Raw genomic sequence first — 24,399 nt, 5'->3', positions numbered from 1 at the left:
AAAGGGGTTAACGACAGTTGAGACTTAAATCGAATCCAGTTCTCCGTAAATCGATGGAGACAACAGCTTATAGCACCACGCCGATGACGAAAGCCGGCACGTGGTCGAAAGTGTTCACACTACTCTTGCTCGTCACGGCAGCCGCCGGGACGACGTGGATGCTCGTACCGACGATCGGAGAAGCATTGCTGTTCCCGCTCATGATTGGTTCGCTCATTCTCGGTTTGATTTTGGCGCTCGTCATCACGTTCAAACCGAGAACAGCACCCGTTGTCGCACCATTGTATGGCATCGTTGAAGGTGTGTTCGTCGGATTGATTTCCTATTTCTTTGAAGCGATGCTCCCGGGCATCGTCGGCCGTGCCGTCTTGACGACGTTCATCGTCGCGTTCGCGATGTGGTTCGTCTACTCGACGGGTCTCGTCAAAGTGACGCAAAAGTTCCGTGCCGGAGTCACAGCCGCGATCTTTACGGTCATGTTGCTCTATCTCGTCCAAATCGGGATGAGTTTCTTCGGTTCAGGACTCCCGTTCATGACGGGCTCGTCACCGCTCGCCATCGGCGTGCAGTTTGTGATCGTCATCATCGCCTCACTCGCGCTCGTCCTCGATTTCGACTATATTGCTCGTCAAGTCGAGAGCCGGGCTCCGAAAGAGCTCGAATGGGTCGCAGCGTTCGGTTTGATTGTGACGCTCATCTGGCTCTATATTGAAATTCTTGATTTACTGTATCGCCTCGCCATGCGCGACTGATCATCGGCCTTCGGGCCGGTGATTTTTTATGAAAGGATGTGAAGCCGACGTCGAACCGATGAAGGCGCAGCTGTTATGAAAAAAGTGATTGTAATTGGATCAGGAATCGTCGGCATCTCGACCGCTTACCATTTAGCCGGGAAAGCCGACGTCACCGTCATCGACCGGAAAGAGAAGGGCCGTGCCACCGACGCCGCGGCAGGCATCGTCTGCCCATGGATTGCCCAGCGTCGCAATAAGGCATGGTACGCGCTCGCCAAAGGCGGCGCTCACTACTATGCGACGGTCGTCGAGGACTTGAAACAAGAAGGCGAGACGGAGACCGGCTACAAACGTGTCGGGACGCTCGCCTTGCATGAAGACAAGAAATTGAACGAGATGCAAGAACGGACGGCGCTACGCCGGGAAGAAGCACCAGAAATCGGGGAGTTGACCCGGATGACAGCGGAAGAAGCGAGAGCGCTATTTCCACCGCTCTCGGACGAATATGACGCCCTCCTTGTCGAAGGCGGGGCTCGTGTGGATGGAGAGAAATTGCGAGCGGCCCTCGAACGGGTCGCCGTGAAGCGTGGCGTGACCTTGGTCGACGGTTCGGCCGTCCTCGTCGAAGCGGACGGCTATCATGTCGAGTGCGACGGTGTCCGCTTTGAGGCGGATGAGATTGTGCTCGCCTGTGGGGCGTGGTTGCCCGATTTGATGGAGCCGATCGGCTATACGGCCCGTGTCGCCGGGGAGAAAGCGCAAATCGTGCACGTGCAGCTTCCGGATACGGATGCGTCCGACTGGCCGGTCGTCATGCCGCCGCGGCGCCGCTATTTGCTCGGGTTTGAAGAAGGGCGAATCGTCATCGGTTCGACGCATGAGCGTGACAAGGCGTTCGACGCACGGCCGACGGCAATCGGAATTCATGAAGTGCTCTCGAAAGGGCTGGAATCGGCCCCTGGACTCGCTGAGGCCGAACTGATTGAGACGCGGGTCGGCTTTCGCCCGGTCACCCCGAACTCGATTCCGATTCTCGGACGCGTGCCTGGAGCGGAGCAGTTGCTCGTCGCGAACGGTCTCGGCTCGTCCGGTTTGACGGTCGGTCCGTTCATCGGGAAAGTGCTCGCCGACCTCGTTATGACCGGGGACTGCGAGCTTGACCTGTCACTCTATCCAATCGAGGAATCCGTGTTCCGAACGAACGATAAATAACAATGAAATATAAAAAGTCGCCTACCCCCTTACTATATACATGAGAAGGGGAAGGCGACTTTTTTGTTATTTCCGGATGATGCCGTGAAGGAAAAATCGGAAATAATCTTGCATCGAATCGGTCATCGGTGACGTCGACAGGCTCGGGTCGGATAAAATCGCCTGCTGCACGAGTTGGACGTACCGTATATACGAATCGGTCGACAGCTCGGGGTCGATGGCCCCGCTCGTCTTTCCATATTCAATCAATTGCCGGAATGCGGCGTAGCCTCGACCGGCCAACTGTTGCCACGATGCGTCCGCTTGAATCATCGTCGTAATCGTCTCGTCGAACAGCCCAGCCGTCTCGATTTTACGAGACAAAATCTCAATCAGCAATTGATCGAACGGGACATGGTCAGCGATTTGTGACTCGATCCATCCCATCTGTTCTTCCGTCATCTCGGTCAAGACGGCGATGATCACTTGTTCTTTCGAACCAAAATAATTATAAATCGATACCGGTGAGACCGAGGCTGCGCGGGCCAGCTCGCTCACCGTGAAACGGGACTGTTTCACGGCCATCAGTCGAATGGCCGCGTCTAAAATCGCGCGTCGCTTCGTCTCGGTCCGTTTTGTGAATCCATCCATGGGCATCCTCGCTTCTTTTGTAGTTTTGTAACCAATATACCATTTCCATTTCAAAAAATAACGTGATATACTAGTTTTGTAATCATATAAACTATATATTTCAAAACTAAGGAGTGAGATCAGTGATTCAATTGAAAGGATTGACGAAACGGTTCGATTCATCCCACGGCATCTTCGACGTGTCGTTCACCGTTGAACCTGGTACCGTCTTCGGTTTCATCGGGCCGAACGGGGCAGGGAAATCAACGACGATTCGTCACTTGATGGGGTTGCTCCACGCCGATTCCGGTAGTGCCACCGTTATGGGTCACGACTGTTGGAACGAGAGTGAGACGGTGAAGGCGCTCGTCGGTTATTTACCGGGCGAAATCAATTACCCTCAGGATATGACCGGTGAGGACGTCATCCGGCTTACCCGAAAGCTACATGCGACAAGTGCTGAGCGCGAACGGACGTTGCCTAACGTGTTCGCTTTTGACACATCGCTCAAAGTGCGTAAGATGTCGAAAGGGATGAAACAAAAGCTCGCCATCGTTACATGTTTCATGAAAGATGTGCCCGTTTATATTCTCGATGAGCCGACGAGCGGGCTCGATCCGCTCATGCAGGAACGACTCGTCGATTGGGTAATCTCGGAGAAGGCGGCGGGTAAGGCAGTGTTGATGAGTTCGCACCACTTTCCCGAGATGGAGAAGACGTGCGACCGGGCCGCGCTCATCCGCGACGGTCGGATGATTATCGAAGCGGAGATGACCGAGTTGAAACGGCATAGTCAGAAGACGTATCGAATCGAATTGAAGGACGAGGCGACAGCTCAGCGCTTGAGCGAAGAAATTGGTATGCGTGATGGAGTGGTCGTCACTGTCAACTTGTCGACGGTCGAGGAGTTGAACGACTTGATTCACCGGCTCGCTCGTCATGAGGTCCAATCATTGTCGAGCGGCACCGACGAGCTTGAACATCTGTTCATGCAATATTACGGGGAGGCGAACTAAATGGTTCTCATCGCGGCACTGTTTAAACAAAACCGGAGCTGGATTCTTGGCTACTCGCTCGGGACCAGCCTCTATCTCTTCTTTTTGGCGGCGGTGTTCCCGTCCATCCAAGAGACGGGGCTGATTGAAGGTAAACTGGATTCGTTGCCACCTGAACTGCTCGATGTGTTCAAAATCGATCCAAATATGGCGATGGTCAACGTCATGAATTTATTGGCCGGCAATTACTATGGGCTCATCTTTTACGTGTTGGCAATCCTGTTCGCGCTCACATTCGCCTCACGGCTCATGGCCAAACCCGTCGACTCAGGCGAGGTCATGCTCTATTTGGCCGCCCCGATCTCACGAGCCGGCTATGTGACGGCCAGTCTGGTCGTACTCTTGTTGGCGTCAACCCTGCTCGTCGGACTGAATGGGCTTAGTCTGATGCTCGCCAACGTGTTGTTCGATTTACAGATTGACCTCGGCTTATTGTGGACACTTCAGTTGAACGCGGGTCTGATGCTGCTCGTGCTCGGAACGCTCGCTTATGTGCTCGCGAGCCTATTCGACGACAGCTCGCGGTCCTACATGGTCACGGGGGGGATATTCGCCCTCTTCTTAATGGCGAACGTGTTCTCGGGATTTAGTGACCAGCTCGACTGGGTGAATGCGCTGTCGATTTTCTCGTTGTTTGACGCCAACGCACAAATCCAAGGGGATTCCGCGCTTCGTTCTTTCTTCTTGTTGGCGGGGATTCTCGTCGTCGGCATGCTCCTATCTTATGGACGCTTCACGCGAAAAGATTTGACGATTTAGTTTTTCGAAATAGAATGACGGGTATGATACAATCAGCTCGAACAGATTGGAAAGGGGAATGACTGTATGCAACTCGCAACGTTACGCAACGGTATCAAAATTCCAATGATCGGCTTTGGGGTATGGCAAGTCGACAACGAGACGGAGGCGCCACAGGCCGTCGCCGAGGCACTCAAAGTCGGATATCGCCATATCGATACGGCAGCCGTCTATAAGAATGAAGAGGGTGTCGCCAAAGGGATTCAAGAATCAGGCGTCACTCGTGAAGATATCTTTTTGACGTCGAAGATTTGGAACGAAGACATTCGCCAACGCCGGACGAAAGAGGCGTTTGATGAATCACTCGCTCGACTCGAGACTGACTATTTAGATCTTTGTCTGCTCCACTGGCCAGTCGACGGGTTCGTCGAGGCATGGAAAGATTTAATTGACCTCTATGAGGCTGGTAAAATCAAGGCGATCGGCGTGTCGAACTTCAAAGAGCATCATCTCGAGACGTTGAAACAGGAAGGTCTCATGACGCCGCTCATCAACCAAATCGAGCTCCATCCGCAACTCCCGCAACCTGATCTCGTCGAATATTGCCAAGACGAGGGCATCCAAGTCGAGGCATGGAGCCCGCTCATGCAAGGGAAGTTTCTCGATATCCCGGCCTTTGCCGAGATCGCTGAGAAACATGGGAAGACACCGGCCCAAGTCGTGCTTCGCTGGCATTTAGACACGGGGAACGTCGCGCTTCCGAAATCGGTCACACCGCACCGGATTCAAGAGAACTTCGATGTGTTCGACTTCGCGCTTGATGCAGACGATTTGGCGAAAATCGATTCCGTGGCGACACATGACCGTCTCGGTCCAGACCCGGACGAGATTGACTTTTAAACAATTGATGCTTTTGTCCATGAATTCAGGTGGGCAATCTCGAATGCGGTGACACTGCCGCTTCTTCGAAACGACTCCGGTTGAGACCGGGGTCGTTTTATTGTGTAATTAGCGATTCTTCCTAGAGCTAGTCCGGATGTGTATGAGCGTTGGCACATGGGTATAGAAAACTATGCTAATAAAGGAGGTGTCAGGTCTTCTTCGGAGGATCCTACTTATGGACTTATCAAAATGGCCTTTAATTAACTGGCTGGCATTTTTGGCGACGGTCGTCATCAACTACTTCGCGAGCGGTGAAAACGCTGCTGTGTCGGACCGCATCGATATTTACTTCAAACCGGCCGGCTATGCGTTCTCGATTTGGGGCGTGATTTATGTCGCGCTCGCCGTCTGGCTCGTCTTGCAATTGAAGAAAGGGTCGGTCGCGAACCGGCAGGCGAATCGGATGAAAGCGGGCTTTCTCGTCTCGTGTATCTTGAACGGCCTTTGGTTGCTCACGTTTACGAACGAGTGGTTCATCGCCTCGCTCGTCGTCATGGTCGCGTTCTTGGCGACGCTCGCTTGGCTCTATTACATCGCCTTCCGGACGTCGACGAGCTGGCTCGACCGGTTCCCATTCTCGATATATATCGGCTGGGTGTCCGTCGCGACGATCGTCAACGTGTTCGTCGTCATGAATCGGGAGCGGGTCACAACCGTGCTCGGACTCGACGAGCTTGCTTGGACGTCGCTCATGCTCATGGTCGGGGTCGTCCTAGCACTCGTCTTCATGTGGTGGCATCGTGACTTCATCTATCCGCTCGTCTTCGTCTGGGCGTACATTGCCATCTTCGCGCGAATCGAGGAAGCAACGCTTTACGTCGTCCTCGTCAGCGCCTTGATTTTGCTCACGCTCGGTTATGTAGGCTTGATCATTTGGAAGAAGCCACGGGCATTTTTACACCATTCTCGCAAGACGGTCGAATAAGTTGGTTGAAGTTGAAGCGGTAGCCTAATTTGGTTATCGTTTTTTCTTGTGAATATTTAAGTTCTTGTGAACCTATATACTAATATATTTGATGGATAATTATTCTTTATAGATTATAAGTGGTTTTCATAAATAGCTTGATAAAGCTAATGAATCCGCTTTCAATTATGACTTTGACGATTTGTGTTATGCAGAATAGTATACAACCCACTTGATTTATCAGAATATTTAGAACAAAATAAAATTTACGAAACAAGATCGAGAGAGAGGGGTTGATTCGATGAAGCGAACAGGCTTGTACGATTCACGATTCGAAAAAGACGCATGTGGCATTGGGCTATATGTCAACCTAAATGGAGAGAAAAAACATGACATCGTTAGTAAATCGCTGTCGATGCTCTGCAAGCTAGAACATCGTGGCGGACAAGGGGTCATCGATGCGGGAGACGGCGCGGGCATCATGACCGAGCTGCCGCACGAACTGTTCCTGGAGACGATGAATTTGCCGACGCCAGGTCGCTATGCAGTCGGAATGGTCTTTTTCCAACCGGATGAGTCGAGACTGCAGGACAAGCAACGTCAGATGGAAGCAATCGCCGACGAATTCGATTTTGCGACCATCGCCTGGCGCGAAGTCCCGGTCAATCCACATGCGATTGGTGAACATGCCCGCGTGACACAGCCGACCATCTATCAATGGTTCGTCTCGTGCCCGTTCGCGGACTATGACTCGAACGAGCGGACGCTCTATCAGCTCCGGCGGACGATTGAAAAGACCGAAGCGTTGAACCTGTACATGCCGAGCTTGTCGACAAAGACGATCGTCTATAAGGGGATGCTCACGCCGGAACAAATCGAGCGCTTCTATCTCGATTTGCAGGCGCCGTCCTTTAAGAGCACGTTCGGCATCGTCCATTCCCGCTTCTCGACGAACACGTTCCCGTCATGGGAACGGGCGCATCCGAACCGTATGATTGTCCATAACGGGGAAATCAATACGCTCCGCGGAAACATCGATGCGATGCGGGCTCGTGAAGGCGTGACCTCGACCGATTTGTTCGAGGATGTCAATCAGCTGTTCCCGGTCCTTCAAGAGACGGGAAGCGACTCGTCGATGCTCGACAACGCCTTCGAGTTCTTCACACGCACCGGACGGTCCATCGCCCATACGGCGATGATGCTCATCCCTGAGCCGTTCGCGGAAGTAAAAATAGACCCGTTCAAAAAAGACTTCTATCAATATCATTCGTCGATCATGGAGCCTTGGGATGGGCCGACCGGTGTCGTCTTCACGGACGGCCGTCAAATCGGGGCCATCTTGGATCGAAACGGACTACGACCGATGCGCTATATCGAGACACTGGATGGTGAGCTCATTTTGTCGTCAGAGAGCGGCGTCATCCCGGTACAAGCCGAGAACGTGAAGTCGAAGCAACGACTCCGTCCTGGGCAGCTGTTATTAATCGACTTGGAGTCGAAACGACTCATCCCGGACGCGGAAATCAAACAGACGATCGCACGGGCCGAGCCGTACGGTAAATGGTTGAAGCAGATGACCGAACTCAGCGATGGACCGGTCGACGAGCCGTTCGTCGCCGACCTGCATCGAAAGCAGCGTGCGTTCGGATACACGAAAGAGGACATTGAACAATATCTCGTCCCGCTCATCCTCGAAAAAAAGGATCCAATCGGGTCGATGGGACATGACCAACCGGTCGCGGTGTTGTCTGAGCGGCCACGCTCTTTGTTCCATTACTTCAAACAGCACTTCGCCCAAGTCACGAACCCGCCGATCGATGCATTGCGTGAGAAAATCGTCACGGCGACATTCACATGGCTCGGGCCACAAGCGAACCCGGTCCATACCGGCCGTGGTCACGCCCGTCGCGTCTGGCTCAAGCACCCGTTCCTCGATGCGGTCGCACTCGAAAAAGTGAACGAGACGTTGCGCGTCGAACGGGTCGATACGTCATATACACACGATTTGGAGGCTTCGTTAGAGGCGTTGTTCGGGCGAGTCGAGGCGCTCATCCGCGACGGTGCCGACGTCATCGTCTTGTCGGACCGAAACATGAATGAAGATATGCTCGCGATGCCAGCGCTACTCGTATTGAGCGCCGTCCACCAGCACTTGATTCGCGTCGACCTACGGGCATCATGCAGTCTCGTCTCTGAGAGCGGTGAAGTTCGCGAGGTCCATCAAGCGGCCGCCTTAATCGGTTACGGCGCCGACGCCGTCTATCCGTATCTCGCCTATGCGACAATCGCCGAGGCGGTCGAGGCCGGTCAACTTTCGTACTCGTTCGATGAGGCGGTCCGCCGCTATCAGACGGCCTCGGTCGACGGCATCGTGAAAATCATGTCGAAGATGGGCATCTCGACCGTACAAAGTTACCGCGGTGCACAAATCTTCGAGGCGGTCGGTATCGACCGCGCTTTGATTGAACGCCATTTCCGCGGGACGACGTCACAGTTGTCTGGTATCGGTTTCACCGAACTTGAAGACGAGTCGCGCCGGCAGCACGAATCCGCCTATAAGCGCGAGCGACCACTCGAGGCCGGGACCGACTTCCAGTGGCGCGCCGATGGGGAAGAACACGCCTTCAACCCGAAGACGATTCACCTCTTACAACGAGCCTGCCGCGAGAACGAGCGCCGGTATTATGACGCCTACGTCAAGCTCCATGAGTCATCAGGTCAATTCTTGCGCCAATTGTTCGCATTTAAACAACAGGATGCAATTCCACTCGACGAGGTCGAGTCGGTCGCATCAATCGTCAGTCGCTTCAAGACGGGAGCGATGTCGTTCGGATCTTTGTCAAAAGAGGCCCATGAGACACTCGCCATCGCCATGAACCGAATCGGCGGCAAGAGTAACTCAGGGGAAGGCGGGGAAGACCGGAAGCGGTTCACCCCTGACGAGGACGGCAGTGAACGCGTTAGTCGCATCAAGCAAGTCGCGAGTGGACGTTTCGGCGTGACGGCCGAATACTTGTATCACGCCGATGAGATTCAAATCAAGATGGCGCAAGGGGCGAAACCGGGTGAGGGCGGACAATTGCCTGGGAACAAAGTATATCCATGGGTCGCCGAAGTGCGCGGCTCCGTCCCAGGTGTCGGTCTCATCTCGCCACCACCACACCACGACATCTATTCGATTGAAGATTTAGCGCAACTCATCTTTGACTTGAAGCATGTCAATCCGAACGCGAAAATCAGCGTCAAACTCGTCTCGAAGTCAGGCGTCGGGACGATTGCAGCCGGTGTCGCCAAGGCGAACGCCGATACGATCGTCATCAGCGGTTATGACGGTGGGACCGGGGCGTCGCCGCGGACGTCAATCAAGCATACAGGACTCCCGTGGGAGCTCGGTCTGCTCGAGACGCACCAGACGCTCGCGTTGAACGGGCTTCGGGGCCGCGTCACGCTCGAGACTGACGGCAAACTCATGACCGGACGCGATATCGTCCTCGCCGCCATTTTCGGTGCCGAGGAATACGCATTCGCGACGGCACCGCTCGTCGTGCTCGGTTGCATCATGATGCGGGCGTGTCACCTCGATACGTGTCCTGTCGGTGTCGCGACCCAAGATCCGGCGTTGCGTGCGAAGTTCATGGGGAAACCCGAACATGTCGTCAACTTGATGACGTTTCTCGCCGAGGAAGTAAGGGAGATTTTAGCCTCGCTCGGAGCGACCTCGCTTCGTGACGTCATCGGTCGGACCGATTTATTGGAGGAGAGTGCCTGGAAACAAGCGCATCCGAAAGCGAAAACGCTCGATTTGACGCCGATGTTGTCGATTCCGACGGCTTTGCCGGAGAAAGAGGAGTTGGCCCATCCGGCCTATCAGTCGTATGATCACCGCAAATTGATTCCAGCCGTCTCGCGTTCCATCAAATCGCTCCAACCGACGTTCTTCGTCGGACGTGTCCGCAATACGGACCGCGCCGTCGGAACGATGCTCGGTCATGAAGTGACGAAAGTGCATGGCAACGTCGGACTCGCCGAGGACACGATTTCACTCCGACTCAGCGGCTCGGCCGGACAAAGCCTTGGTGCCTTCTTGCCGAACGGGATCACCATCTCGGTTATCGGCGACGCCAACGACTATGTCGGGAAAGGCTTGAGCGGCGGAAAGCTCGCCGTCATCGCCGAGAAACATGCCCCGTTCGAAGAGAGTGAACAAGTCATCGCTGGGAACGTCTGTCTCTACGGGGCGACGTCCGGGATGGCGTTCTTCAACGGTCACGTCGGAGAACGGTTTGCCGTCCGTAACTCGGGTGCCGTCGCCGTGACCGAAGGGGTAGGCGACCATGGCTGTGAATATATGACCGGCGGCACGGTCGTCGTACTCGGGGATGTCGGACGTAACTTTGGGGCCGGGATGTCGGGCGGGGTCGCCTATCTGTACGGGGACCAAGCGTACGAACAGCTCGTCAACCAAGAGCTCGTCTCGGTCGACCGTGAATTGACCGACGAGGATGCCGAACAGATTTACGCACTGCTCGAGATGCACCAGTTCCATACGGACAGTGTCAAAGCGAGAGCCGTGCTCGAGGCGTTCGAGCAAGAACGTAAACGCTTCGTCAAAATCGTGCCGCGTGACTATGCGAACGTGCTTGACGTCATGCGTCACATCGAGGCGACGCGTCCGGAATTGAGTGACGCCGACCGCGCCCTCGAACTATTCCGTGTCGTGACTGAAGGAGGGGGAGTATGAGACATAAATTTATCGATATCCCACGACAGACATTGCCGGAGCGTTCTGTCGTCGAACGGGTTCATGATTATAAAGAATACGCTTCCCGCATGGAAGACGGACCAATCGTCAAACAAGCCGAGCGCTGCATGGATTGCGGCACCCCGTTCTGTCACGTCGGGGACATGATCGGACAAGAGACGATCGGTTGTCCGATCCATAACTTGATTCCGGAGTGGAACAAGCTTGTCTCGGATCAAGATTGGTATCGGGCCTACGAGCGATTGATGGAGACGAATAACTTCCCGGAGTTCACGGGTCGTGTCTGTCCGGCGCCGTGTGAAGGCTCGTGTACGCTCGGCATCAGTGAGGACCCGGTCGCCATCAAATCGATCGAACGGACGATTATCGACCGGGCGTTCGAGGAAGGCTGGGTCAAACCTCGTCACGTCGAGAAACGGACCGGACGCCGTGTCGCCATCATCGGCAGCGGGCCGGCCGGGCTCGCGGCGGCCGATCAGTTGAATCAGCTCGGTCATGCGGTCACGATTTATGAGAAAGCGGATGAGGCGGGCGGCCTGTTGTTCTATGGCATCCCGAACATGAAGCTCGAGAAAGATGTCGTCCGGCGTCGTGTACGTTTACTCGAGGCGGAGGGGATTCGCTTCAAGACGGGCGTCAACGTCGGGACCGATGTGACGATTGAGTCACTCCGTCACACGTACGATGCCGTCATTCTCGCGACGGGGGCTCAAAAGCAACGTACGCTCGGCATCGATGGGGATGATGCCACAGGCGTTGAGCCGGCGATGGATTATTTGACCGAGTCGACGCGTACGCTCGGCGGGAAATCGCTCGACGCCCGATACGACGCGAACGGGAAAGACGTCATCGTCATCGGTGGCGGTGACACGGGCGCGGACTGTGTGGCGACGGCGATCCGTCAAGGCGCCAAGTCGGTGACACAGTTCGGGAAGCACCCGGAGAAAGGCATGTTCCGGGCGCCGGAACGGCCATGGCCGCTCCAGCCGGACACGTTGTCGACCGATTATGCCTATGCGGAAGCAATCGAACACTTCGACCGTGACCCGCGTACGTATTTGATTCGTTCGAACCGGGTCATCAAACAAGGGGATCAGGTCGTCGGGATTGAGACGGAACGGATGGAGAAAATCGTCAAACCGGACGGACAGGCGACATTCTTCGTCGTCGACGGTTCGGTCGAGACATATCCAGCCGATCTCGTGCTTGTCGCCATCGGATTCGAACGACCGGAACGTGAACTCCGGAAGGTCGGCATCGAGGCGAACCATGACTATACGTCGAACGTCGAGGGTGTGTTTGTCGCAGGGGATGCGAGACGGGGACAAAGTTTGATCGTTTGGGCGATCCGGGAAGGTCGCGAAGTCGCGGATACCGTCGACGGATACTTGAACACTTGTCAACAACAGCTAAAAACTTCATCATAAAAAGGAGCGACGCGATGTCGCTCCTTTTTTACATGGATATTTAGGAGGAGTTAGCAATGATTATCGAAATCCTCATGTATACCGGGATTTGGTTTTTACTCGTGCTCGTCTTGCTCGGCACGATTTACGCGCGGCGAAATCGGAAGTGATTACAATACCATGGCGGCAATCAAACCGAAGATGATGAGCGGGATATTGTAGTGAAGGAACGTCGGCCACACCGTCTCACGCAAGTGGTCGTGTTGACCGTCGGCGTTCAAGCCACTCGTCGGGCCGAGTGTCGAGTCACTCGCCGGGCTACCGGCGTCACCGAGCGCACCGGCCGTCCCGATGATGGCGATCGTCGCCTCGACCGAGAAACCGTACTGGATGCAAAGCGGGACGAAGATGGCCGCGATGATTGGAACCGTCGAGAAACTCGAACCGATGCCGAGCGTGATGACTAGTCCGACGAGGAGCATGACGAGTGCGGCGATAAATTGTGAGTCACCCATAATGCCGCTCGCACCACTGACGAGTGGTTCGATGGCACCGGTCGCGCGGATGACGGCGGCGAAACCGCTTGCTGCAATCATGACGAAGCCGATAAAGGCCATCATGCGCATGCCGCTCGTGAAGATGTCATCGGCCTCTGACCAAGGGATGAGGCGAAGTAACGTCAACAAGATGAGTCCTGTGACAGCCGAGGCAATCATCGACTCGGTTTGAAGCTGTACGACGAGCACGACGAGGATGACAACGGCCGTGAGCCAAATCTTGAGCGGGCTCAACGTCCGGACCTCATAGTCGCTTGGTCCGAGTTGAATCGTCTCATACGAACGCGGCTTCCGATAGTGGAAGAAGGCGGTGATGAGACCGACGAGCATACCGAGGGCCGGGATGGCCATGATGCTGACGATGTTGACATCACCGACGGTCATGCCGTTAGTTTCCACGTTCGGCAGCAAAATCTCATTCAAGTAAATGCCGCCGAATCCGACCGGGAGTAACATGTACGGGGTGACAAGACCGAATGTGAGAATCGTCGCCACGAGACGGCGGTCGAGCTTCAACTCGTTAAACAGCACGAGGAGCGGCGGGATGACGATCGGGATGAACGCGATGTGAATCGGTAGCGCGTTCTGCGAGCTGATTGCTAGTAATAAGAGGAACGATAGCAACAATGCCTTGACCCGGGTCACACTTTTGCCTGTGACGTCGCGGCCTGACATGCTGATTAACTTTTCAGCCAGGACGTCTGGGAGCCCTGTTTTTGATAGACCGACGGCAAATGCGCCGAGCAACGCGTAACTAAGGGCGATTGTCGCACCTCCGCCGAGCCCGTCACTGAAGGCGGTCAACGTCTCATTGAACCCGAGACCTCCGACCAGACCACCGACGACGGCGGCAAGGATGAGCGATAAGACGATGTGAACTCGACTGATCGCAAGAGCGAATAATACGATAACAGCTAATAAGACAGCATTCATCATTTCCAACACCTTTCATTCAAAACTCTTTCTCTTGTTATCACTTTAATATGATAAAGACTTTTGAAATTTAACATACGTGTTTCGGGTTGTCAAATCGATTGTTCAAAAAAAGCGATAACTCCGAAAAGTTATCGCTCGTTCGTCATCCTTCAACGTTATGGTATACCTGGCGCACGTCTTCGAGGTCTTCGAGGACGTCGAGTAGTTTTTCGAACTGTTCTTTCGACTCGTCGTCGAGGGCAATCTCGTTTTGTGGCAGCATCGTCAACTCGGCGACTTCAAACGTCTCGATGCCTGCTGCTTTGAAGGCAGTCTGGACGGCATGGAACGCTTCTGGTTCCGCATAGACGATCACCGTCTCATCTTCTTCGATGACATCACGGACGTCGAGGTCGTGCTCCATCATGAGTTCGAGTACGTCGTCAGCAGACATGCCGTTGACACCGATGACAGCCGTCGCGTCGAACATGTAAGCGACCGACCCGCTGACACCCATGTTGCCGCCGTTTTTACCGAAAGCGGCGCGGACTTCAGACGCCGTCCGGTTGACGTTGTTCGTGAGCGTGTCGACGATGAGCATCGAGCCGTTCGGTCCGAATCCTTCATAGCGGAGCTCATCGAAGTTCTCTTCGTCGCCGCCCTTCGCTTTGTCGATGGCGCGGTCGATGATTGCGCGCGGGACGTTGTACGTCTTCGCTCGTTCGACGACGAACTTGAGTGCTTGGTTTGATTCTGGATCTGGTTCCCCTTGACGGGCGACTACGTAGATTTCACGGCCGAACTTCGCATAGATGCGACTCGTATTGGCGTCTTTTGACGCCTTTTTCTCTTTAATGTTGTTCCATTTACGACCCATTACATGTCATCTCTCTTTCCATTGTTCGATTGATTCATCCTCGATTATATAAGAAGACGTGGATGTTGACGAGCAAAAATCATCCCTCGCTTTTATCCATCTTCTCGACGATCTCCGTCAACGTCTTCAAACTGTCGATTAGGCGGTCCGTCTCTTCCTCGTTCAGAAACGCGAGACGGTCCTCGAACAGGCGACGGAACGAATCGCGACGCTCGCGGAGGACGAGTTCGCCCTTTTCGGTCAGTTGATTCCAGATGACGCGGCGATCGCGTTCGTCCGGGACGCGGGTGATGTAGCCCTCATCGACGAGCTTCGTGATGAGCGGCGTCACGTTCGGCGGGGCAATCGATAACGTCTCACTGATGTGTCCGTTCGTGACCGCACCTTCATCTTCAATCAACATGAGGAGATGAAAGTGGGAAAAGTTTAAGTTTGGGATTTGCGGAAGGTCGGAACGACGTAATAACTTCCGGCGAATTAATGGGATCAGTTTCACGAACTGATCGGCTGCGTCTTGTCTCGGCATAATCATGTCACTTCCTAATTAGGTTCTTTCTTCATTATACACGACCGAGCGCAGGGTGGACGACCAATCCTCATCCCGTGACATTTTGCACAGCGCATTCGCCTCATCATGGACACAATGGATGTAAGCGTTTACATATCGCATATGCTTTATTTTCATGAAAACGCATTCGATTTTACTGAGCGTCATATGAAAAAGCAAGCCCTATCCTCATTCTCCTAAAAAATATTGTGAAAGAGTTCACATTGTTGTCACGCACAAAATGCGAGAAACATTGTATTCTATGAATGTGAAGGAAAGCACAAACTCTTCTCAAACCAACTGATTGCCCCGTGCTCTCCATCAAGTCAACAGTATAAGCTCTCATTCATGAGGAGGAAACCAACATGGCAGTTAAAGAGAAAGCAGTAGTAGAAACATCAGCAGAACAGATGGTCGATACGCTCGTCACTAGAGCCCACACGGCGCTTGAGACATTGATGACGTTCGACCAAGAGAAAATCGATGCGATCGTTCAAGCGATGGCGTTAGCCGGTCTCGAACAACACGTCGCCCTCGCGAAACATGCATATGAAGAAACAGGTCGCGGTGTGTTTGAAGATAAAATGATCAAAAACATCTTTGCGACAGAATATATTTATAACTCACTCCGTGGCGAGAAGACGGTCGGCGTCATCGAGGACGATGAGCAAAACGGCATCACGTACATCGCTGAACCAGTCGGTGTCGTCGCCGGGGTCACACCGGTCACGAACCCGACATCAACGACGATGTTCAAAGCAATCATCGCCATCAAAACACGTAACCCGATCATCTTCGGTTTCCACCCATCGGCACAACAGTGTTCAAGTGAAGCGGCACGCATCCTTCGTGACGCAGCCATCGAAGCGGGAGCTCCGGAACACTTGATCCAATGGGTTGAAAAACCGTCACTCGACGCGACGAAAGCGCTCATGAACCACCCAGGAGTCGCCATGGTCCTCGCAACTGGTGGAGCGGCGATGGTCAAATCAGCCTACTCGACTGGTAAACCAGCCCTTGGCGTCGGTCCTGGTAACGTTCCGGCCTACATCGACAAAACAGCAAAAGTAAAACGTGCCATCTCGGACATCATCTTGTCGAAAACGTTCGATAACGGGATGATCTGTGCATCTGAACAAGCGATTATCGTCGACCAAGAAGTGTACGAAGAAGTGAAAGCCGAAATGACGGCGCTCGGTTGCTACTTCTGCTCACCAGAAGAGAAAGCAAAACTCGAGACACTCGTCATTAAAACAGACTCTTGTGCGGTCAACCCGGAAATCGTCGGGAAGCCTGCAGCCTGGATCGCCGAACGAGCTGGACTCACAGTCCCGGCCGATACGAAAATCTTGATCGCCGAACTCGAGACGGTCGGTGCGACAGAGTTGCTCTCACATGAGAAACTCAGCCCAGTACTCGGAGCCTACAAAGTCCAATCGCGTGAAGAAGGTTTCGCCATCGCAGAGAAGATGCTTGAAATCGGTGGTCTCGGTCATACGGCAGCCATCCACTCGACTGACGACGACGCCATCCTCGCATTCGGACTCCGGATGAAAGCTTGCCGCATCATCGTCAACTCGCCAACGGCACACGGCGGCATCGGTGATCTCTATAACGAAATGACACCATCACTCACACTCGGTTGTGGGTCGTACGGTAAAAACTCCGTCTCTGAGAACGTGACGGCGAAACATCTACTCAACGTGAAAAAGGTGGCGAGACGTCGCGTGAATATGCAATGGTTTAAAGTCCCTGAAAAGATTTACTTTGAGAAAAACTCGGTCCAATACCTTCAATCGCTCACATCGAAAAAACGGGCGATGATCGTCACGGATGAAATGATGGTCAAACTCGGATTTGCCGATAAAGTCGTCAAAAACTTGCCGGCTGGCGTCGAGTACCGCATCTTCGACCAAGTCGAGCCAGACCCGTCAGTTGAGACGGTCATGCGCGGTGCCGAAGCGATGCGTCACTTCCAACCAGATATGATTATCGCCCTCGGTGGTGGATCACCGATGGATGCCGCGAAAGGCATGTGGCTCTTCTACGAACGCCCAGAAGAGAAGTTCTCGAACCTTCGCCAAAAATTCATGGATATCCGCAAGCGGACGTACAAATTCCCGACGCTCGGTAACAAGTCGATGTTCGTCGCCATCCCGACAACATCAGGTACGGGTTCTGAAGTGACACCGTTCACGGTCATCACGGATAAGAAACGCAACGTCAAATACCCGATCGCTGACTATGCGATCACACCGGACGTCGCCATCGTCGACCCTGAGTTCGTCATGACGGTCCCAGCTTCAATCACGGCTGATACAGGAATGGACGTGTTGACACACGCCATCGAAGCGTACGTTTCGGTCATGGCAAACGACTATACGGATGGACTCGCGCTTCGTTCGATGAAGATGATTTTCGATTACCTCCCGAAAGCGTATGAGAACGGCAGTGACGCCGAAGCACGTCAGAAAGTCCACAACGCATCAACAATGGCTGGTATGGCGTTCGCGAACGCGTTCCTCGGTATCAACCACTCGATCGCACACAAAATCGGTGGCGAGTTCCATGTCCCACACGGACGGACGAACGCGATCCTTATGCCGCACGTCATCCGCTATAACGCGACACGCCCATCGAAACTCGCGGCGTTCCCGAAATATGAGTCATTCATCGCCGACGAGCGTTACGCTGAAATCGCGCGCTACCTCGGACTTCCAGCCAGCACGACGGAAGAAGGCGTCGAATCGCTCATCCAAGCGATCATCGAGCTTGGTCAGCGCTTGAACATCAAGCTCTCGTTCAAAGCCCAAGGCATCAAGAAAGCGGACCTCGACGCGAAAGTCGACAAGATGGCAGTCGACGCGTTTGAAGACCAATGTACGACGGCTAACCCGAAAATGCCGCTCGTTGAAGAATTGAAAGAGATTATGTACGCTGCTTACGAAGGCGTATAAGTCTTGCACCAATCAAACGGTTTCCCTCATTCAGAGGGAAGCCGTTTTTTTGTGAAAAGAAATATACAATTGTCAGATCACTTAATATAATAGGATAATACAACCATTTATTGGTGAGTAATTTTGATGGAGATACGCAAATGACAATTATGTACAGCTTACTGTCGGCACTATTTACCGTTTTTCTTTATTTCAATCCGCTTTCATCAACAAGTCCTTATGAAACGGCTGAATATTTTGCGTCACAAGATCGGGATGCAGATAGTTATGATAGTTTTGAGTTTTTTGACACATTTGGTACAGAGCTAGAAGTGAGTGCGAAGCGTGTCGTCCATTACGTGGAGCGCTCTACTTATTGGACGGACATTTATCTAGGCGACGATTATTTTGAAGGATACTCGAGCATGGCGCTCGAACAGGAGATCAAAGGTGAACTTTTACATATGAACTGGGATGACCCCATCGAACAAGTGGAAGGCAAAGTGATTGTGTTGCCGATGACAGACACTTCTCTCGAAAAGTCGCATACGGCCTATACGTCAGATTATTACGGGGTCATCGATAATGATGAAGCGGCCAACCGTTACTTAGGTAAACTCGCTGAAGCAGGGGCAGCCGGTTACGTCATTACACCGCATCCAAATGAACCGGATGAGAGCGGCTTCGTGATTGTTTCCTATACATTACCGATTGGGGGTACCGGAGTCGATGGAGAGGCGGCCAAAGCTTTTCGTGATGGCGAAATGATTGTCATCGAACCGTACCGCGAAGAAATACCGTATATAGAGTATGTTCAACAAGGGGAAGGGGATGAAGAAATTGTCATCATGTCTCGCCTTGACGCTTCGTGGAAAGGGGATCATGTCCTCTCAAGCGTTAGTGGGTCTTCCGTCCTTTATCATTTATTAGAAAAGATGGACGGTGTGAAAACCGATGCCACAATCCGCTACGTTTTTTTAAATGGTAGTGGGTTTGGAGAAGAGGCAAGTGATGACTATCTCGCTCAATTGAAAGAGCGTCAACCATCGGTAAAGACGATTCTGCAGTTAGATGCCATAGGAACGGGCGACGACCCACTTTACATTCGAACGATTGGGATGAAACGCCACTCCTTTTTAGAGACAGAACCGTTCGACTCACTTGATGTGACGATATTAGGCAGTTCAAGTCTGGACAGCTACGGAGAAGCTGACTTACCTCTAGCCGTCCTGAGCGATTCGCGGTTGGCGGTTTATGACTTGCATACTGAATACGATAATCTAGATCGTCTATCCAATGAAGTGATGGAAGAGCAAGTTGAATGGCTGAAGCAGTGGCTGATCACTCAATGAAACGATTTTTCCCGAGACGTTCCTAATAAGAACGTCTTTTCTTTACGGATAAACACTCGTCCTCTCTTAAATACTTCGGTATGATGAAAGGGGAGGCGATACGATGGAACGACAACTGAACGTGACAACGAATTATGGACAACTGGCCGGTACGTGGATGACCCACGGCGAGCCCCGAAAGACGGTCGTCCTGCTCAGCGGGAGCGGGCCGAGCGACAGAGACGGCAATTTGGGACCATCCCAATTCGGCACATATAAAAAACTGGCCGAGGCGCTCTTTAAGATGGGTGTCAACGTCTATCGGTATGATAAACAAGGCATCGGAGAATCGGACGGTGATTTCAATAAAGTCGGTCTGCACGACCTGGTGACAGATGCGATCACCGTCGTCAACGCCATCGAACAGGAGCCGGACGCAGGGGACATGTATGTGCTCGGCCACAGCGAAGGGGCCGTCATCGCCCCGGCGGTCCAGCTCGAGACGAACGCGGCCGGACTGATTCTTCTCGCCGGATTCAACGATTCCTCGAAGAAGATGTTTTTGTTGCAAGCCGACGCACTTGCAACTGAAGTCGGTTCGGTGAAAGGACTCAAGGGCGTGTTCTATCGATTGACCGGCGTCCCGAAGAAGATTCGTCAGCGCCAAGACGATTTGCTCGAACGGTCGTTACGGACGAATGTCGCCGCTTTCAAGTACCGCGGCCAAGTCGTCAACGCCAAGTGGATTCGCGAGCATGCATCCTATGACGTCCGGGAGCGGCTCGAACATGTGCGTGTTCCCGTGCTCGCCCTGACCGGCGACCGCGACGTCCAAGTCCCACCGGAGCACGTCCATTCGATTCGGACGAAAGGGGACGTCGACAGCCACATCATCCATGACATGAACCACTTGCTCGTCGAACGGACGAGTCCGCACGCGCTCCTCACGTTGCATAAGGAATATCGGGACGCCATTGAGGCGCCGCTTCATCCCGAACTCATCCGCCGATTGAACGATTGGTTGATGAAACGATAATGAACTGTCAAAAACGGTCACTAAGTGACCGTTTTTTATGTTATAATTGTGACAACGTAAAAAAAGATGAATGTTTTTGAATGTTTATGATTGTTTTTTAAATGAAAACGCTTTATATTAGAGCTACGGAGGGAATATGATGTTAACGAAGCAACGACATCAACTGATTTTGCAACGTCTGTCGGAGCAAAAGATTGTCAAATTGAAAGAATTGGTCGAGTTGACGGCATCGTCGGAGTCGACGATTCGCCGGGATTTGACCGACCTCGAAGCAGAAGGTTATCTCGAACGGGTACACGGCGGCGCAACGCTCGTGGCCCGCTACGAAGAGGAGCCGACGTTCGAGGAGAAACGAGATCAACACGTCGATGAAAAAGTCGCGATTGCACGGAAGGCCGCGACATTCATCGAAGACGGGATGTCCGTCTATCTCGATGCCGGGACGACGACGCAAGCGATGGTTCCTTTTTTAGATGGAAAAGACGTCATCGTCGTGACGAACAGTTTACCGATCGCCAACGACTTGTTCGACCTCGATATCAAGACGTTCGTGATCGGCGGTGAGTTGAAACGGTCGACACAGGCACTCGTCGGTTATAACGCTCGAGAGAGCATGATGAACTATCGGGTCGACCTCGCTTTTCTTGGCATCAATGGCGTCGACCTAGAGGCCGGGTACACGACCCCAGACCCGGAAGAGGCACTCGTCAAAAAAACAGCAATCGAACTGGCTCGCGAGGCGTACATTTTGGCGGACGATTCAAAATTCGGGAAACGTTCGTTCAGTCGGGTGGCACCGCTCGAAGCGGCCACACTCGTCACATGGAGCGACTCGACAAGCGTCAGTTCAATTCAATCAATCACAAAGGTGGTGAACGCCCAATGATTTACACGTTAACACTGAACCCCTCAATCGATTATTATGTGACGCTCCCTGAGGTCGTCCTCGGTGAAGTCAACCGGATTCAAGAGACGACGCAACGGGCCGGAGGAAAAGGCATCAACGTCGCGTTCGTCTTACGTGAATATGACGTCGACACGGTCGCGTTAGGATTCGTCGGCGGCACGACGGGAGACTTCATCAAGAAGGCGCTGACCGACAAAGGCGTCCAAACCGATTTCGTCGAAGTCGATGGTCAGACGCGCATCAACGTCAAGATTCGAGCGCAAGAAGAGACGGAATTGAACGCGAGCGGACCGGTCATCTCGGACACGGAACTTGAACGGTTGACGCGTCAGTTCGATCACGTTCAACCGGGCGACATCGTCGTCCTCGCCGGAAGCATTCCGGGCAATCTGCCGGATACACTCTACCGCACGCTCGCTGAGACGGTTCGGGCAAACGGTGCCGAGTTCGTCGTCGATACGACGAAGGAAGCGATGCTCGAAGTCCTCTCACTCAAACCGCTCATGATTAAACCGAACCACCATGAACTCGGTGAACTGTTCGATACAGACATCGAGACGTTCGAGCAGGCACTTCCATATGCGGAGCAGTTGGTCGAACGCGGTGCTCAAAACGTCATCGTCTCATTCGCCGGTGACGGTGCGATGCTCGTGAACGCTTCAGGCGCTTATACGGCGAACACACCGCGTGGCAAACTCGTCAACTCGGTCGGCGCAGGCGATTCACTCGTCGCCGGATTCGTCGCCAACATTCTCGACCACGACGCAACCGAGGCGTTCCGCTATGCGGTCACGACCGGCAGCGCGTCTGCATATACGTTCGGGCTGTGCACAAAAGAAGACGTGGACCGCTTGGTCGGCGAAGTCAGCGTCACCCCACTATCTCGATTGGAGGAAACAACATGAACATCACGGACCTTCTTAAAAAGGACACGATTCAACTGAATCTCCGCAGCCGTTCGAAAGCCGAAGTCATCGAAGAACTCGTCGACGTGCTCGACCACGCTGGCAAACTATCGGACCGTAACGGCTACCGCGACGCGATTCTCGCACGTGAAGCACAAAGTACGACCGGACTCGGTGAAGGGATCGCCATCCCGCACGCGAAGACGAAAGCCGTCAAACAACCGGCCATCGCCTTCGGACGCTCGGAAGGAATCGATTACGAAGCACTCGACGGCCAAGACAGCCGCTTGTTCTTCATGATCGCTGCCGGGGAGCACGCCAATAACGAACACTTGGAAACACTCTCGAAATTATCGGTCTTCCTTATGGATCCAGCGTTCCAAGAACGTCTCTATGCGGCCACATCAGAAGATGACGTCATTCGGGCCATCGAAGAAAAAGAAGCGGCTGAGGCGGCTCCTGTTGCTTCGAAACCGGTTCAAGCGGACGCGCCTTACATCCTTGCTGTCACGGCTTGTCCAACGGGTATCGCGCACACGTACATGGCTGCCGATAGCTTGAAGCAAAAAGCAGAGGCGATGGGAGTTGACATCAAAGTCGAGACGAACGGTTCGACCGGTGTCAAAAACGAATTGACAGCTGCCGATATCGCGAAAGCGACTGCCATCATCGTCGCGGCCGATAAAGCCGTCGAGATGGACCGGTTCGCCGGAAAACATGTTATCGAAGTCCCGGTCGCCCAAGGCATCCGGAAGCCGGAAGAGTTGATCAACCGGGCCGTCAAACAAGACGCACCGGTGTATCGGGGAACCGGTTCGTCAGGTGGGACGAAAGAACAGCGCACAGGCATCTACAAGCACTTGATGAGCGGTGTATCCGCGATGCTCCCACTCGTCGTCGCTGGTGGTCTCTTGATCGCCATCAGCTTCTTCTGGGGCATCAACTCGGCAAACCCAGATGACCCGTCATTCAATGAATTTGCGGCACAACTCAACACAATCGGTGGTGCAGCCTTTAGCTTCCTCGTCCCGATTCTTGCCGGTTTCATCGCGATGTCAATCGCCGACCGTCCAGGTCTCGCACCAGGTCTTGTCGCTGGTTTATTAGCCAGCCAAGGTGGCGCCGGATTCCTCGGCGGACTCATCGCCGGTTTCCTTGCCGGATATGTCGTCCTCTTCTTGGTTAAAGCACTTTCTAAACTACCGGCCTCGCTTGAAGGAATTAAACCGGTATTGCTCTATCCGTTACTTGGATCATTTATTTCCGGTATGATTATGTTACTTGTTGTCAATAAACCAATCGCAGCCTTCATGACATGGTTGATGGATGTCATGAACAGCCTGAGCGGTGCCAACGCCATCTTGCTCGGTGTTATCGTCGGTGGAATGATGGCCGTCGATATGGGTGGTCCGATCAACAAAACAGCCTACGTCTTTGGTACAGCGGCACTCACTGCCGGTAACCAAGAAATCATGGCAGCTGTCATGGCCGGTGGGATGGTACCACCGCTTCTCGTCGCATTCGCTTCGACTGTGTTCGCCCGTCAAAAGTTCTCGAAACAAGAACGTGAAGCCGGGAAGACAGCGTATATCATGGGTGCCTCGTTCATTACGGAAGCGGCCATCCCGTTTGCAGCGGCCGACCCGATTCGGGTATTGCCGTCAGCGATTCTCGGATCAGCCATCGCTGGTGGATTGTCAGCCTTCTTCGCTATCCAATTGCCAGCGCCACACGGTGGAGTCTTCGTCTTCCCACTTCTTGAAGGAGCTGGAAACGTCGTCATGAGCATGGGTCTTTACGCCCTCGCGATTCTTGCCGGAGCCTTGATTGGAGCACTGCTCTTGTCATTCTTGAAAAAACCTTTAACATCGTCAACACAGGTTCAATCAAAAGACGTTGCATAATCAACGAGAGACGTTGCCTCAGTGGAGGTGGCGTCTCTTTTTTTGTGTTGGAAGAACGATCAAAATTCACGTAATCTTGGATTGTGAGTTGGGGATTTGTGGTAAACTATTTGTAAAGCTTC

18 protein-coding genes are annotated in these 24,399 nt (G+C 53.3%); 14 read left to right on the top strand and 4 right to left on the bottom strand.

Annotated features, from left to right (window positions below; translation table 11 throughout):
• The first annotated feature begins 17 nt into the window (after positions 1–17).
• Together ACZ2GZ_RS08315 and ACZ2GZ_RS08310 are read left to right on the top strand one after the other, a co-directional pair.
• Positions 18–752: a Bax inhibitor-1/YccA family protein gene (locus ACZ2GZ_RS08315; RefSeq protein ID WP_031200225.1), complete on the top strand. Its 735-nt coding sequence runs from the start codon at positions 18–20 to the stop codon at positions 750–752.
• A 75-nt stretch (positions 753–827) separates the two neighbouring features.
• A complete protein-coding gene (locus tag ACZ2GZ_RS08310) occupies positions 828–1,946 on the top strand; it encodes an NAD(P)/FAD-dependent oxidoreductase (RefSeq protein ID WP_214713693.1) in 1,119 nt (372 codons plus the stop codon).
• A 66-nt stretch (positions 1,947–2,012) separates the two neighbouring features.
• On the opposite strand, the gene ACZ2GZ_RS08305 is transcribed toward ACZ2GZ_RS08310, so the two are convergent.
• The gene (locus ACZ2GZ_RS08305; RefSeq protein WP_214713691.1) at positions 2,013–2,576 is read right to left on the bottom strand and encodes a TetR/AcrR family transcriptional regulator; all 564 of its coding nucleotides are present in this window, start codon (positions 2,574–2,576) and stop codon (positions 2,013–2,015) included.
• A gap of 122 nt (positions 2,577–2,698) precedes the next feature.
• Between ACZ2GZ_RS08305 and ACZ2GZ_RS08300 the strand changes: the two genes are divergently transcribed.
• From ACZ2GZ_RS08300 to ACZ2GZ_RS08275, 6 genes are all read left to right on the top strand, one after another.
• Positions 2,699–3,571: an ABC transporter ATP-binding protein gene (locus ACZ2GZ_RS08300; protein WP_214713689.1), complete on the top strand. Its 873-nt coding sequence runs from the start codon at positions 2,699–2,701 to the stop codon at positions 3,569–3,571.
• Positions 3,572–4,369, top strand: coding sequence for an ABC transporter permease subunit (locus ACZ2GZ_RS08295; protein WP_214713688.1), 798 nt, complete (start codon positions 3,572–3,574; stop codon positions 4,367–4,369).
• Between the two features lie 66 nt (positions 4,370–4,435).
• Positions 4,436–5,248 (top strand): aldo/keto reductase, encoded by an 813-nt coding sequence (locus ACZ2GZ_RS08290; protein ID WP_214713686.1) that lies wholly within the window; start codon positions 4,436–4,438, stop codon positions 5,246–5,248.
• A gap of 217 nt (positions 5,249–5,465) precedes the next feature.
• Positions 5,466–6,215, top strand: coding sequence for a TspO/MBR family protein (locus ACZ2GZ_RS08285; RefSeq protein ID WP_029595576.1), 750 nt, complete (start codon positions 5,466–5,468; stop codon positions 6,213–6,215).
• Positions 6,216–6,495: 280 nt separating this feature from the next.
• The gene (gltB, locus tag ACZ2GZ_RS08280) at positions 6,496–10,935 is read left to right on the top strand and encodes a glutamate synthase large subunit (protein WP_214713684.1); all 4,440 of its coding nucleotides are present in this window, start codon (positions 6,496–6,498) and stop codon (positions 10,933–10,935) included.
• On the top strand, positions 10,932–12,383 hold the full coding sequence (locus tag ACZ2GZ_RS08275; RefSeq protein ID WP_214713682.1) for a glutamate synthase subunit beta: 1,452 nt from the start codon (positions 10,932–10,934) through the stop codon (positions 12,381–12,383). Before gltB ends, ACZ2GZ_RS08275 begins: the two co-directional genes overlap by 4 nt.
• 149 nt (positions 12,384–12,532) lie before the next feature.
• On the opposite strand, the gene ACZ2GZ_RS08270 is transcribed toward ACZ2GZ_RS08275, so the two are convergent.
• The 3 genes from ACZ2GZ_RS08270 to ACZ2GZ_RS08260 all read right to left on the bottom strand — a co-directional run bounded on the left by ACZ2GZ_RS08270 (position 12,533) and on the right by ACZ2GZ_RS08260 (position 15,237).
• On the bottom strand, positions 12,533–13,852 hold the full coding sequence (locus ACZ2GZ_RS08270; RefSeq protein WP_214713680.1) for a Na+/H+ antiporter family protein: 1,320 nt from the start codon (positions 13,850–13,852) through the stop codon (positions 12,533–12,535).
• Positions 13,853–13,997: 145 nt separating this feature from the next.
• On the bottom strand, positions 13,998–14,711 hold the full coding sequence (locus ACZ2GZ_RS08265) for a YebC/PmpR family DNA-binding transcriptional regulator (protein WP_021067327.1): 714 nt from the start codon (positions 14,709–14,711) through the stop codon (positions 13,998–14,000).
• A 79-nt stretch (positions 14,712–14,790) separates the two neighbouring features.
• Positions 14,791–15,237 carry a MarR family winged helix-turn-helix transcriptional regulator gene (locus tag ACZ2GZ_RS08260; RefSeq protein WP_021067328.1) on the bottom strand — a complete coding sequence of 149 codons (447 nt, stop codon included), beginning with the start codon at positions 15,235–15,237 and terminating at the stop codon, positions 14,791–14,793.
• A gap of 386 nt (positions 15,238–15,623) precedes the next feature.
• On the opposite strand from ACZ2GZ_RS08260, the gene adhE reads away from it, so the two are divergent.
• The 6 genes from adhE (at position 15,624) to ACZ2GZ_RS08230 (ending at position 24,277) form a co-directional block, all read left to right on the top strand.
• Positions 15,624–18,215: a bifunctional acetaldehyde-CoA/alcohol dehydrogenase gene (adhE, locus tag ACZ2GZ_RS08255; protein ID WP_214713678.1), complete on the top strand. Its 2,592-nt coding sequence runs from the start codon at positions 15,624–15,626 to the stop codon at positions 18,213–18,215.
• A gap of 140 nt (positions 18,216–18,355) precedes the next feature.
• Positions 18,356–19,546, top strand: a complete 1,191-nt coding sequence (locus ACZ2GZ_RS08250; RefSeq protein ID WP_214713676.1) for a zinc-binding metallopeptidase family protein — start codon at positions 18,356–18,358, stop codon at positions 19,544–19,546.
• A 103-nt stretch (positions 19,547–19,649) separates the two neighbouring features.
• Positions 19,650–20,561 (top strand): alpha/beta hydrolase, encoded by a 912-nt coding sequence (locus tag ACZ2GZ_RS08245; RefSeq protein WP_029595571.1) that lies wholly within the window; start codon positions 19,650–19,652, stop codon positions 20,559–20,561.
• Between the two features lie 139 nt (positions 20,562–20,700).
• The gene (locus ACZ2GZ_RS08240) at positions 20,701–21,447 is read left to right on the top strand and encodes a DeoR/GlpR family DNA-binding transcription regulator (RefSeq protein ID WP_029595570.1); all 747 of its coding nucleotides are present in this window, start codon (positions 20,701–20,703) and stop codon (positions 21,445–21,447) included.
• On the top strand, positions 21,444–22,373 hold the full coding sequence (pfkB, locus tag ACZ2GZ_RS08235; protein ID WP_029595569.1) for a 1-phosphofructokinase: 930 nt from the start codon (positions 21,444–21,446) through the stop codon (positions 22,371–22,373). The genes ACZ2GZ_RS08240 and pfkB overlap by 4 nt, the downstream gene beginning before the upstream one ends.
• Positions 22,370–24,277, top strand: a complete 1,908-nt coding sequence (locus ACZ2GZ_RS08230; RefSeq protein ID WP_131471158.1) for a PTS fructose transporter subunit IIABC — start codon at positions 22,370–22,372, stop codon at positions 24,275–24,277. Before pfkB ends, ACZ2GZ_RS08230 begins: the two co-directional genes overlap by 4 nt.
• The last annotated feature ends 122 nt before the right edge of the window (positions 24,278–24,399 follow it).

The sequence above is a fragment of the Exiguobacterium sp. KKT215 genome (genome assembly GCF_055635335.1).
The sequence above is the reverse complement of the archived record's forward strand: the minus strand, read 5'-3'. Positions and strand labels throughout refer to the sequence as shown.

What these genes read in the sequence shown, in the direction of transcription:
- ACZ2GZ_RS08265 (WP_021067327.1), bottom strand. Translation starts at nt 14,711, where the DNA reads ATGGGTCGTAAATGGAACAACATTAAAGAGAAAAAGGCGTCAAAAGAC.
- ACZ2GZ_RS08305 (WP_214713691.1), bottom strand. Translation starts at nt 2,576, where the DNA reads ATGGATGGATTCACAAAACGGACCGAGACGAAGCGACGCGCGATTTTA.
- ACZ2GZ_RS08250 (WP_214713676.1), top strand. Translation starts at nt 18,356, where the DNA reads ATGACAATTATGTACAGCTTACTGTCGGCACTATTTACCGTTTTTCTT.
- ACZ2GZ_RS08240 (WP_029595570.1), top strand. Translation starts at nt 20,701, where the DNA reads ATGTTAACGAAGCAACGACATCAACTGATTTTGCAACGTCTGTCGGAG.
- adhE (WP_214713678.1), top strand. Translation starts at nt 15,624, where the DNA reads ATGGCAGTTAAAGAGAAAGCAGTAGTAGAAACATCAGCAGAACAGATG.
- ACZ2GZ_RS08245 (WP_029595571.1), top strand. Translation starts at nt 19,650, where the DNA reads ATGGAACGACAACTGAACGTGACAACGAATTATGGACAACTGGCCGGT.
- gltB (WP_214713684.1), top strand. Translation starts at nt 6,496, where the DNA reads ATGAAGCGAACAGGCTTGTACGATTCACGATTCGAAAAAGACGCATGT.
- ACZ2GZ_RS08270 (WP_214713680.1), bottom strand. Translation starts at nt 13,852, where the DNA reads ATGAATGCTGTCTTATTAGCTGTTATCGTATTATTCGCTCTTGCGATC.
- ACZ2GZ_RS08260 (WP_021067328.1), bottom strand. Translation starts at nt 15,237, where the DNA reads ATGCCGAGACAAGACGCAGCCGATCAGTTCGTGAAACTGATCCCATTA.
- ACZ2GZ_RS08290 (WP_214713686.1), top strand. Translation starts at nt 4,436, where the DNA reads ATGCAACTCGCAACGTTACGCAACGGTATCAAAATTCCAATGATCGGC.
- pfkB (WP_029595569.1), top strand. Translation starts at nt 21,444, where the DNA reads ATGATTTACACGTTAACACTGAACCCCTCAATCGATTATTATGTGACG.
- ACZ2GZ_RS08230 (WP_131471158.1), top strand. Translation starts at nt 22,370, where the DNA reads ATGAACATCACGGACCTTCTTAAAAAGGACACGATTCAACTGAATCTC.
- ACZ2GZ_RS08275 (WP_214713682.1), top strand. Translation starts at nt 10,932, where the DNA reads ATGAGACATAAATTTATCGATATCCCACGACAGACATTGCCGGAGCGT.
- ACZ2GZ_RS08310 (WP_214713693.1), top strand. Translation starts at nt 828, where the DNA reads ATGAAAAAAGTGATTGTAATTGGATCAGGAATCGTCGGCATCTCGACC.
- ACZ2GZ_RS08295 (WP_214713688.1), top strand. Translation starts at nt 3,572, where the DNA reads ATGGTTCTCATCGCGGCACTGTTTAAACAAAACCGGAGCTGGATTCTT.
- ACZ2GZ_RS08285 (WP_029595576.1), top strand. Translation starts at nt 5,466, where the DNA reads ATGGACTTATCAAAATGGCCTTTAATTAACTGGCTGGCATTTTTGGCG.